Source organism: Ligilactobacillus salivarius DSM 20555 = ATCC 11741, from assembly GCF_001435955.1.
Taxonomy (GTDB): Bacteria; Bacillota; Bacilli; order Lactobacillales; family Lactobacillaceae; genus Ligilactobacillus; species Ligilactobacillus salivarius.
Genome location: NZ_AYYT01000016.1, coordinates 1 through 14,705, shown reverse-complemented (window position 1 = coordinate 14,705; position 14,705 = coordinate 1). Strand labels below are relative to the sequence as shown.

The 14,705-nt window shown below is 30.6% G+C and carries 13 protein-coding genes and 1 pseudogene; all 14 read left to right on the top strand.

Annotated elements, in window-relative coordinates:
• Entirely contained in the window at positions 1 to 582 is a 582-nt protein-coding gene (gene rfbC, locus FC55_RS07230) for a dTDP-4-dehydrorhamnose 3,5-epimerase (RefSeq protein ID WP_003701105.1), read from the top strand.
• An 11-nt stretch (positions 583 to 593) separates the two neighbouring features.
• Positions 594 to 1,625, top strand: coding sequence for a dTDP-glucose 4,6-dehydratase (gene rfbB, locus FC55_RS07225; protein WP_003701106.1), 1,032 nt, complete (start codon positions 594 to 596; stop codon positions 1,623 to 1,625).
• A 55-nt stretch (positions 1,626 to 1,680) separates the two neighbouring features.
• On the top strand, positions 1,681 to 2,517 hold the full coding sequence (gene rfbD / locus FC55_RS07220) for a dTDP-4-dehydrorhamnose reductase (RefSeq protein WP_003701107.1): 837 nt from the start codon (positions 1,681 to 1,683) through the stop codon (positions 2,515 to 2,517).
• A 309-nt stretch (positions 2,518 to 2,826) separates the two neighbouring features.
• Positions 2,827 to 3,846 (top strand): annotated as a pseudogene (locus tag FC55_RS07215) (glycoside hydrolase family 3 N-terminal domain-containing protein).
• A 930-nt stretch (positions 3,847 to 4,776) separates the two neighbouring features.
• The gene (locus FC55_RS07210) at positions 4,777 to 5,565 is read left to right on the top strand and encodes a glycosyltransferase (protein ID WP_003701111.1); all 789 of its coding nucleotides are present in this window, start codon (positions 4,777 to 4,779) and stop codon (positions 5,563 to 5,565) included.
• A 56-nt stretch (positions 5,566 to 5,621) separates the two neighbouring features.
• Positions 5,622 to 6,536 carry a dTDP-4-dehydrorhamnose reductase gene (gene rfbD / locus FC55_RS07205; protein WP_003701112.1) on the top strand — a complete coding sequence of 305 codons (915 nt, stop codon included), beginning with the start codon at positions 5,622 to 5,624 and terminating at the stop codon, positions 6,534 to 6,536.
• Between the two features lie 78 nt (positions 6,537 to 6,614).
• Positions 6,615 to 7,313, top strand: coding sequence for a glycosyltransferase family 2 protein (locus tag FC55_RS07200; RefSeq protein WP_003701113.1), 699 nt, complete (start codon positions 6,615 to 6,617; stop codon positions 7,311 to 7,313).
• Entirely contained in the window at positions 7,306 to 8,265 is a 960-nt protein-coding gene (locus FC55_RS07195; RefSeq protein WP_003701114.1) for a glycosyltransferase family 92 protein, read from the top strand. The genes FC55_RS07200 and FC55_RS07195 overlap by 8 nt, the downstream gene beginning before the upstream one ends.
• A gap of 5 nt (positions 8,266 to 8,270) precedes the next feature.
• A complete protein-coding gene (locus FC55_RS07190) occupies positions 8,271 to 9,344 on the top strand; it encodes a glycosyltransferase WbsX family protein (protein ID WP_003701115.1) in 1,074 nt (357 codons plus the stop codon).
• Complete coding sequence (locus FC55_RS10225) at positions 9,337 to 9,912, top strand: acyltransferase (RefSeq protein WP_003701116.1); 576 nt, start codon at positions 9,337 to 9,339, stop codon at positions 9,910 to 9,912. Before FC55_RS07190 ends, FC55_RS10225 begins: the two co-directional genes overlap by 8 nt.
• Before the next feature lie 38 nt (positions 9,913 to 9,950).
• Positions 9,951 to 11,090: a glycosyltransferase family 4 protein gene (locus tag FC55_RS07180; RefSeq protein WP_099452471.1), complete on the top strand. Its 1,140-nt coding sequence runs from the start codon at positions 9,951 to 9,953 to the stop codon at positions 11,088 to 11,090.
• Positions 11,090 to 12,199, top strand: coding sequence for an EpsG family protein (locus tag FC55_RS07175; protein ID WP_003701119.1), 1,110 nt, complete (start codon positions 11,090 to 11,092; stop codon positions 12,197 to 12,199). The genes FC55_RS07180 and FC55_RS07175 overlap by 1 nt, the downstream gene beginning before the upstream one ends.
• A gap of 149 nt (positions 12,200 to 12,348) precedes the next feature.
• Entirely contained in the window at positions 12,349 to 13,134 is a 786-nt protein-coding gene (locus FC55_RS07170; protein ID WP_003701120.1) for a glycosyltransferase, read from the top strand.
• Positions 13,135 to 13,155: 21 nt separating this feature from the next.
• Positions 13,156 to 14,589, top strand: a complete 1,434-nt coding sequence (locus FC55_RS07165; RefSeq protein WP_003701122.1) for a lipopolysaccharide biosynthesis protein — start codon at positions 13,156 to 13,158, stop codon at positions 14,587 to 14,589.
• The last annotated feature ends 116 nt before the right edge of the window (positions 14,590 to 14,705 follow it).

Below are 14,705 nucleotides of genomic sequence, written 5' to 3'. Positions count from 1 at the left end.
ATGGGAAAATTAATTGTAAAAGAAACAAAATTACAAGATGTTAAATTAATTACACCGGCAGTGTTTGGAGATAACCGTGGATTCTTCACAGAAAGTTATTCAGATCGTGATTTCAAAGCAGCTGGAATTGATTTTGATTTTATTCAAGATAATCACTCTCTTTCTACTCAAGCAGGTGTCTTACGTGGTTTGCATTTTCAACGTGGTAAAGCTGCACAAACAAAGTTGATCCGAGTAGCAACTGGGGCAGTTTTAGATGTAATTGTTGATTTACGTAAGGGATCTCCTACATACAAACAGTGGGAAGGATACATCTTATCTGAAAGTAATCATCGTCAATTGCTAGTACCTAAAGGTTATGCTCATGGATTTGTTACTTTAACAGACAACGTTAACTTTCTTTATAAATGTGATAATTACTATGATGCAGAAGCTGATGGTGGTATTTCCTTCAAGACTCCTGAACTTAATATTGATTGGCCAATAGACTTAGACAAGGCCATTACATCTGAAAAAGATGCTAACCAACCTACTTTGACAGAATTTGAAAAAGACAATCCGTTTGTCTATGGCGAAATTTAGGAGGTATCTTGATGTTTAAGAATATTATTGTGACTGGTGGAGCTGGATTCATCGGTTCAAACTTTGTACATTATGTAGTTAATAATCATCCTGAAGTTCATGTGACAGTATTGGATAAGCTAACATATGCTGGAAATAAAGAAAATCTTGCTGGCTTGCCACAAGATCGTGTAGAGTTAGTTGTCGGAGATATTTGTGATAAGGAATTAGTAGATAAGTTAGTTCAAAATGCTGATGCGGTGGTACATTATGCTGCTGAAAGTCATAATGATAACTCACTTAGAAATCCTGATCCTTTTATTCAAACTAATATTGTTGGGACATCAGTTCTAATTGAAGCATGTACTAAGTACGATGTACGTTTCCATCATGTTTCTACTGATGAAGTTTATGGTGATTTACCATTACGTGAAGATTTACCAGGACATGGTGAAGGTCCAGGTGAAAAATTCACACCTGAATCTCCATATAAACCAAGTAGTCCTTACTCATCTTCAAAGGCAAGTTCAGATTTGTTAGTTAGAGCATGGGTACGTTCATTTGGATTAAAAGCAACTATTTCCAATTGTTCAAATAACTATGGTCCTTACCAGCATATCGAAAAATTTATTCCACGTCAGATAACAAATATTTTAAGTGGTATTCGTCCAAAATTATATGGAACAGGTAAGAATGTACGTGATTGGATCCATACTAATGATCATTCAAGTGCTGTTTGGAAGATTTTGAATGAAGGTAAGATTGGCGAAACATACCTAATCGGTGCTGACGGTGAAAAGAACAACAAAGAAGTTTTAGAATTAATCTTGAAATTAATGGGACAACCAGCAGACGCTTACGATCAAGTTAAAGATCGTCCAGGACATGATTTGCGCTATGCTATTGATGCAAGTAAATTACGCAATGAATTAGGTTGGGAACCTCAATACACTAATTTTGAAGAAGGCCTAAAAGCAACAATCGATTGGTATACTAACCATCGTGAATGGTGGCAAGATCAAAAGGCTGCAGTTGAAGCTAAATATGCTAAAAATGGGCAATAAAAATTTCCCCAGGTTTTCCTGGGGTTTTACTTTATCATTGGAAGGAAGATATTAAATGAAAATTTTAATTACTGGTGCAAATGGACAATTAGGTCAAGAAATGCAACATCTGTTAGATGGACGTGGGCAAGAATATCTAGCAGAAGATTCACAAGGATTAGATATAACAGACAAAGAGGCAGTAGATGCTTACTTTGAAAAGAATAAACCAGAAGTAGTTTATCATTGTGCAGCCTATACAGCGGTGGATAAGGCTGAAGGAGAAGGTAAAGAACTTAACTGGAAAGTTAACGTTGATGGAACAGAAAATATTGCTAAGGCATGTCAAAAAGTTGGGGCAACATTGCTTTATGTAAGTACTGATTATGTCTTTGATGGTAATCGTACAAGTGGTGAGTATTTACCAGATGACCCTAAAGGTCCACGCAATGAATATGGTAAAGCAAAGCTTGCTGGTGAAGAAGCAGTACAAAAATATTGCGATAAGTACTACATAATTAGAACGGCTTGGGTATATGGACAATGGGGACATAACTTCGTGTACACTATGTTAAATCTAGCAAAGAATCATGATAAGTTGACAGTTGTTGATGATCAGGTAGGACGTCCTACATGGACTAGAACATTAGCAGAATTTTTGACATACTTAGTAGATAATAAGGTTGAATATGGTGTATATCATTGCTGTAATGATGGTCAATGCTCATGGTATGAATTTGCTAAAGAGATATTGAAAGATACAGATGTGGATGTTCAACCTGTAACTTCAGATCAATATCCAACAGCTGCATTTAGACCACATTATAGTGTAATGAAGTTAGCTAAAGAAACTGGCTTTGTATTTTCGGATTGGAAAGAAGCGTTGGATGAATTTTTAAGTGAAGTTAAGTAAAATTAACAAGTAAATAATTTTTTTTGAGTCTATTATTACAACCATAAAGTAATGATAGGCTTATTTCAGTTATTTGCGTATTTAGACACCGAAGAAATATAAAAATTTATGCAAGTAAGCGTTAAATTTGCAGAAATTAGAAAATTGGTCCTGTGTCTAGATTGGCAAAATAGGATAACATTGGCATTTTTTTATAAAGATATTATTTAAGATACATATTTTGTTTAGTATATATAATCTTGTGTTACTATTATTTTTAGTTGTCGATGTAAAAGGAGAATTTACGTGAAAAAATTTTTATTAGTAGCTATGATATTCTTGTCATGTATAATAGTTTTTCAAGACAAGGCATTCGCTAAGAATATTTCTGATAAAAAAATTCAGAAAATTGTAAATGGAATGACATTAGATGAAAAGATAGGGCAATTGTATATGAGTCCTAGTTCTGGCGATACTAATAAGATGACAAATGATATAAAAAAATATAATTTAGGGGGAATTGTTCTATTTGGAGAAGATTTTAGTAATCAGAATGTAGATTTAATGAAACAGAAAGATATAAAATTTCAAGACGCTAGTAAGTACGGATTATTTATCGCTACTGATCAAGAAGGTGGGACTGTATCTAGATTGAGTATAAGTCCACAATTAACAAACGGAAGAAGTTTTCCTTCACCACAAGAGATATATAAATAATCCGGAATAACTGGAGTGGTAAAAGAATATAGTAGTGTGGCTAAAGTTTTACGAAGTTTAGGTATTAATTGGAACTTTGCACCAGTTGCTGATGTTTCGGATGATCCAAATAGCTTTATATATAACAGGACACTGGGACAGAATTATAAATTGACAGCACAATATGTATCAAAAGTTGTACCAGCAATTCAAAAGCAGCAAGTGGCTGCAACATTGAAACATTTTCCAGGATATGGCTCATCTGGAGATACTCATACAGGCTTTGCAAGTGATGAACGTAGTGCAGCAGAAGTTAAGAAAAATGATTTTTTGCCATTTAAAGCTGGAATAAGAGCTAAAGCCGATTCAGTACTAGTAGGCCATGTCGTTGTTAATAGTTTGGATGCAAGTAGACCAGTTTCTGTATCAAAACCAGTACATGAAATTTTAAGAAAAGAATTGAAATTTAAAGGTGTTATTATTACGGATGATATGGGAATGGGAGCATTGACTAGCTTTGCGCAGAAACAAAACACGAATATAGATGTGATGGCGATTGAAGCAGGAAATGATATGTTACTAAGCAATGGTTATGTAGATGGAATACCAGCTATCAAAGATGCAATAAAACGTGGAGATATATCACAAAAGTAAATTGACAATTCAGTGAAAAGAGTATTGAAACTAAAAGCTAAATTGAATGTTCTGAAATAAATTAAATTTTATAACAGCATAGTACAGACATATTTGTGTTAGGAAGATTTATCATGGATAAGTTTCAAAATTATGGTTCATCATAAAAGAAGACGCAAAATTTTGTATATTTGGTGGATATCAATTAGTAAGGAAAAATATTAATAACGGTTAATATTAACAGATACAAATAGACTTTAGATAGTAAAATGAAAGAAGTATTTATGAATTATTGGAATTGGTTGGTTACTTCATGGAAACATACATTTTAAATGTGAGATTAGTGAAAAATACTGGGATAATTTCATCTAGTATAAGCAATCCAGTAAATTTCAATGTATTTGTAGTATTCTTTCTAGTGTAAAGTGCAATAATTCGGTACTCAAATTGAAAAAGAAGATGGAGAATATAAGGTAAAATCCATTGGTAAAACAGGTTCCAGTCCAGAATGGGAACATAGATATGATGATTAAAATTTAATACTGTAATTTATGAGATATGGTATTCTTTCTTTGGTTAGAAAGATGTTTATTCTCTCTTTTATTTTTAAATCTATTACTGCTGCTATAAAGTAATAATAGGCTTATTTTGATTATTGGTATATTAAAATATAGAAGAAATATAAAAGTTTATGCAAGTAAGCGTTAAATTATAAAATTGGTCCTGTGTCTAGATTGGAATATCAGAAAAATCAAGAAAATAAGAAGCATAGATTAAATTTATATGAAACAGAAATATTATTATAGTTACAAGAATAACACTTGCTATATATTGAATAAGAAAAAAATATAAGATAGAATAAAACATGTTTCTAGTTATTTTAGTTGTAAATTATGATAACATAGAAGTTTTTTTAAATTTAGATTAGATAAGAAATTATAGGGGGAGTATATGTCTATAGACTTAAGTGTATGTATAATTGCCTATCATAATTTCGATGATATTAGAGTGGCTATTTCATCACTTGAAAAGTATACATCTAATAAAATTAGAAAGCAGATATATATTATCGACAATGGTAGTGAGAATGCGACTAAAAATGAAAAAGAAAAAATAGACAATATATTAAGTAGATACAATGATGTAATATATATAGATGCTAAGGAAAATTTAGGTTTTGGTAAAGGAAATAATTATATATTACCAATACTTACTTCTAAATATCACTGCATTATGAATCCTGATGTTATTTTTAACGAAGATGCTTTTTCACCTATAATAGAGTATTTAGACAATAATTCCTCTGTTGGAATGGTTATTCCTAATATAGTAGATGAAACAGGCAATAGAGTTGCTGTATATAGGCAAGAATTAACTATATTTGATATGTTTGTTAGAATGTTTTTTAAAAATAACTTCAAAAAACGACAAGAATGGCATACGATGCAGTATGAAGACTATTCAAAACCATTTCAAGTTCCCTTTGGGCAAGGAAGCTTTCTCGTAATCAAAACGGAATTATTTAAAAGAATTAACGGTTTTGATGAAAGATACTTTATGTATATGGAAGATGCTGATCTTTGCAAGAGGGTAAATCAAGTATCTAAATTAATGTATTTTCCAGGTGCAACTGTAGTCCATAAATGGCAAAGAGGTTCACATAAAAATAAGAAACTTTTTAAGTATCATATAGAATCAATGAGACATTACTTTAAAAAATGGGGCTACAAGTGGATCTAGACTTAATATTACTAGTTATATGATATGGTAAAAACTAAAAGAATGGGGGATTTAAAATGAAATATTTTGTGACTGGTGTTGCAGGTCAATTAGGCCATGACGTTATGAATGAGTTAAATAAGCGCGGGTATGTTGGGGTAGGAACTGACTTAGCTCCAGAATATGCAGGCATACAAGACGACAGTTACGTAACAACTGCTGAATATGTTTCACTAGATATTACAAATAATGACGAAGTGCAAAAGATAATTGAGATGGTTGATCCAGATGTTATCGTACATTGTGCAGCTTGGACGGCGGTAGATGCAGCAGAAGATGAGGACAAGCAAGCTAAAGTTCGTGCAATCAATGTAGATGGGACTCAAAACATTGCAAATGCGGCCAAGAAAATTGATGCAAAGATGGTATATCTATCTACTGATTATGTGTTTGATGGTCAAGGAAAAAAACCATGGAAACCTGATTGCAAGGACTATAAACCATTAAATGTATACGGTCAAACTAAATTAGATGGTGAATTAGCTGTGGCTAACACTTTAGACAAATATTTTATTGTCAGAATTGCTTGGGTCTTTGGTGTCAATGGTGCTAATTTCATTAAAACAATGTTGAAGTTAGCAGAAAACCATGATGAATTAACTGTTGTTTCTGATCAGATTGGAACCCCAACATACACTTATGATTTGGCTAGGCTTTTAGTTGACATGACAGAAACAGATAAGTATGGTTACTATCATGCAACTAATGAAGGTGGTTATATTTCTTGGGCAGACTTTGCAAAAGAAATCTTTAAACAATCAGGTAAAAATGTAAAGGTTACTCCAGTGACAACTGCTGAATATGGAGTCTCTAAAGCTGCACGACCATTTAATAGCCGTTTAGATAAATCTAAATTAGTTGAAAATGGCTTTGATCCACTTCCTACTTGGCAAGATGCGTTATCACGTTATTTGAAGATAATTAATGATTAATATTATTAGGCAAATTATGTTTGTAAGCTATAAATTATAAAATATTAGGAGAGAGCTTAAATAATGATATCTGTTTGTATGGCAACATATAATGGCCAAAAGTATATTTCAAAGCAATTAGAAAGCATTATCAAGAATCTTTCTAACAATGATGAAATTATTATTTCTGATGATGGTTCTAAAGATGAAACTTTGGAGATAATACAGGATTACAGGAAAAATTTCAAAAATATAAAAGTGTATGAAGGCCCCCATAAGGGAGTTAAAGCTAACTTTGAAAATGCACTACGTCATGCTTCAGGTGAATATATATATTTGACAGACCAAGACGATATTTGGATGGATAATAAAGTTGAAATGACACAACGATTTTTCAAAGATAGTAACGTAACACTTGTAATACATGATGCAGCTGTTATAGATAATAATATGGATATAGTGATTGGTTCTTTTTTTTCGACGAGAAATTCTAAAAGTGGAATTATAAAAAATATTGTTAAAAATTCATATATAGGTTGTTGTATGGCGTTTAGAAAAGAGATACTGGATTACATATTGCCAATACCAGATAATATACACATGCATGATCAATGGATAGGTATTATCTCTGAAGTAGTTGGAAAGAGTGTCTTTATTCCAGAAAAATTAATTTATTATAGAAGACATGGAGAGAACGTATCGACAATGCAGCATTTGCCGTTAAGAAAGATGATTCGTAACAGATTAGTTTTTGTTATAAATTTATTGAAATGGGAGGTGAGGATAAAACATGGTTAATGCTTTGAAAAAAAGTAAATTTTTAAGATATATAATTTGGATGAAACCAGCTAGACAATTACGTGATTCTATGTTACCAAGTATACTTAAGGCGTTACTGTTCCTACCACTAGTACTGTATGGATTTTTTAAGTATTTGACATTTTTTACACGTCCTAAAGAATTAGATAGCTATAAATATGATTATGCAATAGTAGCAATTGTTAAGAATGAGGCTCCATATATAAAAGAGTGGATTGATTATCATAAAAAAGTAGGGTTTCAAAAATTTTATATATATAACAATAATAGTACTGATAATATAGAGGCGATATTAAGTGGATATATTAAACAGGGTATAGTTGATTTAATTAACTATCCTGGTGAAAAAAGGCAGTGTTTTGCCTATAATGATGCTGTTGAAAAACATAGATATGATTGTAAATATATTGCAGCTTTAGATTTAGATGAATTTATTTTTCCAAGAGAAACTGGTAATATTTCTGATATAGATAAAATATTATCTAAGAACTATAGTTATGGGGGCATGGGAATTCATTGGTGCTGTTTTGGCAGTTCGGGACATATTCATAAACCCGCCGGAAACGTGTTAGATGAATATACTTATAGAGCAGCAGATAATTTTAAAAACCATATTGCTGTAAAAACTATTTTTAATCCTCGTAAAGTAATTGTGATTTCTAATCCACATTTTCCGTGTTATAGGCATGGAGTTTATAATATAAATGAAAATGAACATAAGTTTAATGGAGCAGTTGATTATGAAGTAACGTATTCAAAATTTAGAATTAATCATTATTTCTGTAAAAGTAGAGATGAAGCTATAAAGAAATTTAACCGTGGTATGGCTGATGTAGACGGAAAAAGAAATTGGGATTTCTTTATTGAATACGATAGAAATGAAGTATATGATGTTGGAATACAAAAAATTTTGAAAAAGGAGATGGAATAAGAAGTATGGGTAAAAAAGTTCTAGCAGTCCATTTACCGGCATTTCATGAGATTCCAGAGAATAATAAATGGTGGGGAGATGGTTTTACAGAGTGGACTAATGTAAAATCTGGAAAGCCCTTGTTTAAAGGACATTACCAACCTATGAAGCCTAAAGATGATTATTATTATGATCTTTCTAATGTTAATGATTTAAAATATCAAGCAGAAATAGCTAAAAAGTATAATGTTTATGGCTTTATTTTCTATCATTACTGGTTTGGAAATGGAAGAATGTTATTTGAAAAACCGGCAGAAATGCTTTTAAATAACCCAGATATTGATATTAATTATTGTTTTAGTTGGGCTAACCAAACTTGGATTACTACTTGGCATGGAAGAGATCCAGAAACTTTATTAGAGCAATTATATCCTGGAGAGCAAGATTGGAAACAACATTTTGATTATTGGGAAAAATTTTTTAAGGATGAAAGATATATAAAAGTAGATAATAAACCAATGTTATATATATATAATCCCTCGGAAATACCGAATTATGATAAAATGATTGAATATTTTGATATGCGTTGTAAAGAAGCAGGTTTTGCAGGAATATATACTGTTGAGTACATATATCCTAGAAATCCAAAATTATTTTCTAAAAAAAGTGATGCTGTTTACGAATTTGAACCAAGGTATTCTTTATTTTTTGATATTAGTAAGTTTAATTTACTAAAGAGATTTATCATAAAGAAGTTAAAGATGACGGATTATCAATCTTTCGACAAAATCTGGTCTTATATTTTGAATAGGAAAAGAACTTATGATTCAAAAACTATTATTTCTGGTGCTTTCAGTGGTTGGGATAATTCCGCGAGAAAAGGCAAAGAAAGTATGATAGTAAAGGGGAAAACAGTTCCTAAATTTAAAAAGTACTTTGAAAAATTTTACACCTCAGATAGAGAAAATATAAGTGAGGAATTTTGTGTGATTAATGCTTGGAATGAATGGAGTGAAGGCGCCTATCTCGAACCTGATGATAAAGATGGTTTTGGATATTTAGAGGCTATAAAAGAGGTTGTTGATAAATATAATGATTAGAAAAATCAAGTGTTTCTTTAAAAAAGCTTTTTCAAATACATTTTATTATGCTGTACGGTATAGAATGTTTGGAAGTAATTTGTTTGTTGGGGTGAGGTCGAGAGTTACAGGTAAGGGATTTATGAAACTTGGGGAAAACGTTACAGTGCATTCAGATTGTTTTATCGCAACATTCCCCAAAAATAAAGGTCTCATTATAGGAAATAACGTAATGATAGGTCAGTTTTCAAGAATAGGTTGCAAAAATAGTGTTATTATCGAAGATAATGTATTTACTGGCCCTAATGTTTTTATAGCTGACTACAATCATAATTATTCTAATATAAATATTCCAATTCTAGAGCAGGACGATGTTGTATACACCAAAGGTGTGGTAATTAGGAGAGATACATGGATAGGGACAAATGTATCTATTATAGGAAATGTTAATATTGGTAAACACTGTGTTATAGGGGCAAATAGTGTAGTCACTCATAATATTCCCGATTACTCGGTTGCGGTTGGCTGTCCTGCTAGAGTTATAAAAAGGTATGACTTTAATCAAAATAAATGGGTTAAAGTAAGATGAATATATTGAGTAACAAATGAATGGGAAGTAGATTTTTGATGAAGATATGTGTATTTAATGGTGATGCGTTCCTTTCAGGTGCTAATATGTCACTTGTTGATTGGATTAAAAATGATACTAGCAATGAATATTGGATTATATTACCAAAATCAGGTGTAAAAAGTCATGATTTTGATAATATAGCAAAGAATGTTCATGTAGTAAATGGTAATTATTTTGCTACTGCAAAACATTTACGAAAGAAAAGTGGTTTAGAAAATGTAAAGCTGACCATCAAAAGTTGTTATATGAAAGTGTGTTATAAACAAAGTATAAGGAAAAGACTCCTATCACTTATACAAGATATTTCCCCTGATGTTATATTATCTAATACATTTTCAGTTTGGATAGGTGCAGATATAGCAACTAGTTTAGATATTCCACATTTTTGGCATGTTAGAGAGTTTATGGATTTAGACCATGGACTAGAACATGAGAATCTTGAAATGATTCGTGATTTGGCTTCTAAGTCAAATGCTATTTTTATAAGTAAGGCAATAGAGAGTTATTATTTGAAAAAATACAAATTCAAAAGTAGTAAAGTTATATATAACCAGATTTCTTATAATAAGAACATTGTAAATGAAAATCCAAGATTTAATGATAAGAAAGTAAGAGCGATTTTTGTAGGACAATTACTTGAAAATAAGGGTGTAATGGATGCAGTAAAAGCTGCTTCCAAAGTTTATGAGGATGGATATGAATTTTCGTTAGATATATATGGTAAAGGATCTCTCGAAAATACTTTAAGAAAGTATATTAATGATAATAGTATTAGCAATGTCCACCTAAAGGGATTTACTAAAGATATAAGCACTATCCGTAGAAATTATGATATGGAATTAGTATGTTCAAAAATGGAAGCATTAGGTAGAGTGACTATTGAGGGAATGTATTATAGAAATTTAGTTATAGGTGCTGATAGTGGCGCAACTGCTGAACTTGTGAAAGATGGAATTACTGGATATTTATATAAAAGTGGAAATATAGACGATTTGGTCAAAAATATAGAAAAAGCGATTGCTAGCGATGATAGTAATAAGATTATTATTAATGCACATGAATGGTCAGTGAAGAATTTTTCTAATAATATAGCACCTAAAATTATTAGTTTTATAGAAGAAAATAGAGGTATCTGATGATAGTATATATATTACTATTTATGTCAATAATAGTTGGAAGAATTATTTTTACTAGAAGTAAGATTAAGGTTTATACATTGGATAGCGAGATTCCAATAACCAAAAATTTTGGAGTATTAGTCTATTGTATAGTTATAGGTATTCTATTATATCTATTGGTTGCACTGCGAAGTGTATATCTAGGAGTAAATGATACATTAAATGTGTATTATCCGGCATTTAATGTTGCAAATTTGGGTAGTTGGTCAAATGCTATTGATAATTTTAAGCAGATGGGGCATATTTTTGCACTGATAACCAAATTTTTAACCATTTTTACTGGTACGAACTATAGATACTATTTAATGATAATTAGCATACCATATATATATTCTGTTTGTTATGTGATTTATAAATATTCTGATGAGTATTTATTGAGTTTTATTGCCTTTGTGTCAATGTTCTATTTGTACTCATTCTATTTGATTCGGCAAATGGTAGCTGTATCTATTTTATTATTATCACTAAAATATGTATATAATAAAAAAATCGTGAAGTTTTTATTACTAGTTTTTATTGCTACGTTAATACATGAAACAGCGATCTGCTTTATAATTGCGTATCCTGCAGCACATTTGCTAAAGGCCGATAAAAAAAATTACATAATAATAATAAGTACATATTTTATTTCTAAATTAGCACCTAATGTAGCGTATTTTTTTATGTCTGATAGATTACGAGGATATACAGAAAATGGAATATACGATACAAGTGGTAGCATTTCAATTTTTCCAATGCTAATTTATATCGTTATTCTATTATTTACGTCGTATAGTAAGGCTAATAAAACTTATGAAGGAAAGATACTATTTAATATTGTCACTTTAGGAGCAGCTATTTATCCGTTTGCCAATGTTATTAGCGATACTTATAGATTAACTATATATTTTGGAATTTTTAGTATTCTTTTGATTTCAAAGGCAATTTCTAATATTAGTGATAGAAGAAATAAAGTGATTTCTTATAGTATGATTTTCTTATTCTATGTGATATATTTCTTTACACGTACAGTTATAAATATGAATGCAATACCATACGAATTTTTCTGGAACTCTGGATTTGTATAATTATTTATATTGGGAAGTAGCTATAAGAAAGAATACTATAACACTAACAGAAAGAGGTGATATTGCTAATTATGCAAAAATTAATTTCGACGTGTAGAAGATATATTTATGGCATAAGAAAAAGGTTAAAAATTCCATATGTCAAGTTTATGAGTATAAAAAAGATAGGTATTGAAACGAATAGTAAAAGAAATAAAAAAATTATTGTCTCATTAACAAGCTATCATAAGAGATTTTCAACTTTAGATTCATGTGTGAAGACTCTTTTATTACAAACTATGAAGCCTAATAAAATTATTTTGTACATAGTTGAGGATGATAAAAAATATCTTCCTGAAAAAGTTCTGAAACTACAAAAATACGGCTTGGAGATAAGGTATGTTAAGGATGATTTACGGCCACATAAGAAGTATTATTATGCTATGAAGGAATTTCCTAATGATATTGTTATAACTACAGATGATGACTGTCTCTACAGTAAATATCTTGTTGAGGAGTTATATAAAACTTATAAGAAATTTCCACATGCTATTACAGCCGGAAGAGCAAGAAATATTAGGGTAAAAAATGGAGAATTTTTATCATATAATACTTGGGATCTAACTGAAAAGTCTTTTAAACCATCACTTAGTTTATTGGCTACGGGTGTGGGAGGTGTTCTTTATCCGCCTCATTTATTAAAGTTATCTGAATTGTTAAATGTCAATGAAATTAATAAGTATATATCAGTTGATGATCTATGGCTTAAAGCTGTTGAATTAGTTGGAAGGGTACCTGTTGTCTTATGTGACTCTAAAGTAGATAGAGTACGTATTGAATTACCAGGCGCTGCAGAGAATGGGCTAACTAAGGTTAATGTTGAATTAAATCAGAATGATATGTATTGGTCTTTACTGAATAGAGAGTATAATCTTATTAGTAAATTTACTGATTAACATAGTTGAAAGGATTTTTATATGCAATCAGAAAGTTATTCAATTAAAAGGGCTGCCATGATTAATGCGATTGGTAAATATTCTAAGGTTTTACTTTCAATTGTTGTTGAGGTAGTCTTAGCTAGACTTTTAACTCCACATGACTATGGAATTGTAGCTGTTGTAACTGTTTTTACAACATTCTTCTCTATTTTCTCAGACATGGGGTTAGGAACTGCTATTATTCAAAGGAAAGATTTAACAAAAGAAGATATTAATCAAATATATACATTTTCTGTTTATCTTGGACTAATTTTAACAGTTGTTTTCTTTTTTGCTTCGTATGGAATTGCAAGTTTCTATAGAAGTAACGTCTATATCAGAGTCGGACAGTTATTGGGCTTTTCCTTGTTATTTAATACTTGGAATATGGTTCCTAATGGAATTTTAAATCGTGAAAAGAAATTTGTTGCGATTGCAGTTAGAACTTTAGTTGTCTATGTAATTTCTGTTGTAATCACGATTGTATTAGCATTTTTTGGTGCTAGATACTATGCATTGGTATTTCAAGCAATATTATCGGCATTTTTTACTTATCTGTGGAATTATTTAACTACTAAGCCTAAGTTTAAATTTAAATATAATAACTCGGCTGTGAGAAAAATTGCATCGTATTCAGGTTTTCAATTTTTGTTTAATTTACTCAATTATTTTTCAAGAAATTTGGATAATTTATTAGCTGGACGTTTTATTGGAAGTACACAGTTGGGTTACTATAATAAATCATATACTTTGATGCAATATCCAGTAAGTAATCTAGCTGGAGTGATTACCCCTGTATTGCATCCAATTTTATCAGACTATCAAGATAATAAAGATATTCTTTATCAAAAATATATGAGTATTTTAAAATTGTTGATGGCAGTAGGGGTTTGGGCAGAGGCAATATGCATTTTTGCTGCACCAGAAATTATAAACATCATGTATGGAAGTAATTGGAGTAATTCGATTATTTGCTTTAAGCTACTTGCCATATCGATTGCTACACAGATGATGAATTCAAGTTCAGGTGCTGCTTTTCAAGCTTTAGGAAATACGAAGATGTTATTTTTGCAAGGGTGTATAAATACAATAGTAACAGTTATTTCAATATTGATAGGTATATTTAGTGGTAGAACAATATATGCTTTGGCGCTGTGGGTATCACTATCTTTTATAGCTAATTTTGTGGTTAGTTATTTCTTCTTAATTGTATTTGCTTTTAAAAAGAGATTCAGTAAATTTCTGAAAGAACTATTACCATACATAATAATAGGAGTAATTTTATTTATAGCTGCTATTATGTATCCTGAAAAGTTAGTAAAAACTATATATATATCTGGACTTTTAAAAATAGTGTATATTACTTTAGTTTATATAATTAGTATAATACTGACTGGTCAAAAAAAATATATATTACGAATTATATCTAAATAGTTGTGGAGGCATTCATAATAGCGCCTTTTTATTGGGTGTCTGCAATTAGGGTTAGTGCTCACCCTGTTAAGTAGACAATAAAATATGGATTCTTTGTCAAAAAGAACTGATGCTAA

What these genes read in the sequence shown, in the direction of transcription:
- rfbC (WP_003701105.1), top strand. Translation starts at nt 1, where the DNA reads ATGGGAAAATTAATTGTAAAAGAAACAAAATTACAAGATGTTAAATTA.
- rfbB (WP_003701106.1), top strand. Translation starts at nt 594, where the DNA reads ATGTTTAAGAATATTATTGTGACTGGTGGAGCTGGATTCATCGGTTCA.
- rfbD (WP_003701107.1), top strand. Translation starts at nt 1,681, where the DNA reads ATGAAAATTTTAATTACTGGTGCAAATGGACAATTAGGTCAAGAAATG.
- FC55_RS07210 (WP_003701111.1), top strand. Translation starts at nt 4,777, where the DNA reads ATGTCTATAGACTTAAGTGTATGTATAATTGCCTATCATAATTTCGAT.
- rfbD (WP_003701112.1), top strand. Translation starts at nt 5,622, where the DNA reads ATGAAATATTTTGTGACTGGTGTTGCAGGTCAATTAGGCCATGACGTT.
- FC55_RS07200 (WP_003701113.1), top strand. Translation starts at nt 6,615, where the DNA reads ATGGCAACATATAATGGCCAAAAGTATATTTCAAAGCAATTAGAAAGC.
- FC55_RS07195 (WP_003701114.1), top strand. Translation starts at nt 7,306, where the DNA reads ATGGTTAATGCTTTGAAAAAAAGTAAATTTTTAAGATATATAATTTGG.
- FC55_RS07190 (WP_003701115.1), top strand. Translation starts at nt 8,271, where the DNA reads ATGGGTAAAAAAGTTCTAGCAGTCCATTTACCGGCATTTCATGAGATT.
- FC55_RS10225 (WP_003701116.1), top strand. Translation starts at nt 9,337, where the DNA reads ATGATTAGAAAAATCAAGTGTTTCTTTAAAAAAGCTTTTTCAAATACA.
- FC55_RS07180 (WP_099452471.1), top strand. Translation starts at nt 9,951, where the DNA reads ATGAAGATATGTGTATTTAATGGTGATGCGTTCCTTTCAGGTGCTAAT.
- FC55_RS07175 (WP_003701119.1), top strand. Translation starts at nt 11,090, where the DNA reads ATGATAGTATATATATTACTATTTATGTCAATAATAGTTGGAAGAATT.
- FC55_RS07170 (WP_003701120.1), top strand. Translation starts at nt 12,349, where the DNA reads ATGAGTATAAAAAAGATAGGTATTGAAACGAATAGTAAAAGAAATAAA.
- FC55_RS07165 (WP_003701122.1), top strand. Translation starts at nt 13,156, where the DNA reads ATGCAATCAGAAAGTTATTCAATTAAAAGGGCTGCCATGATTAATGCG.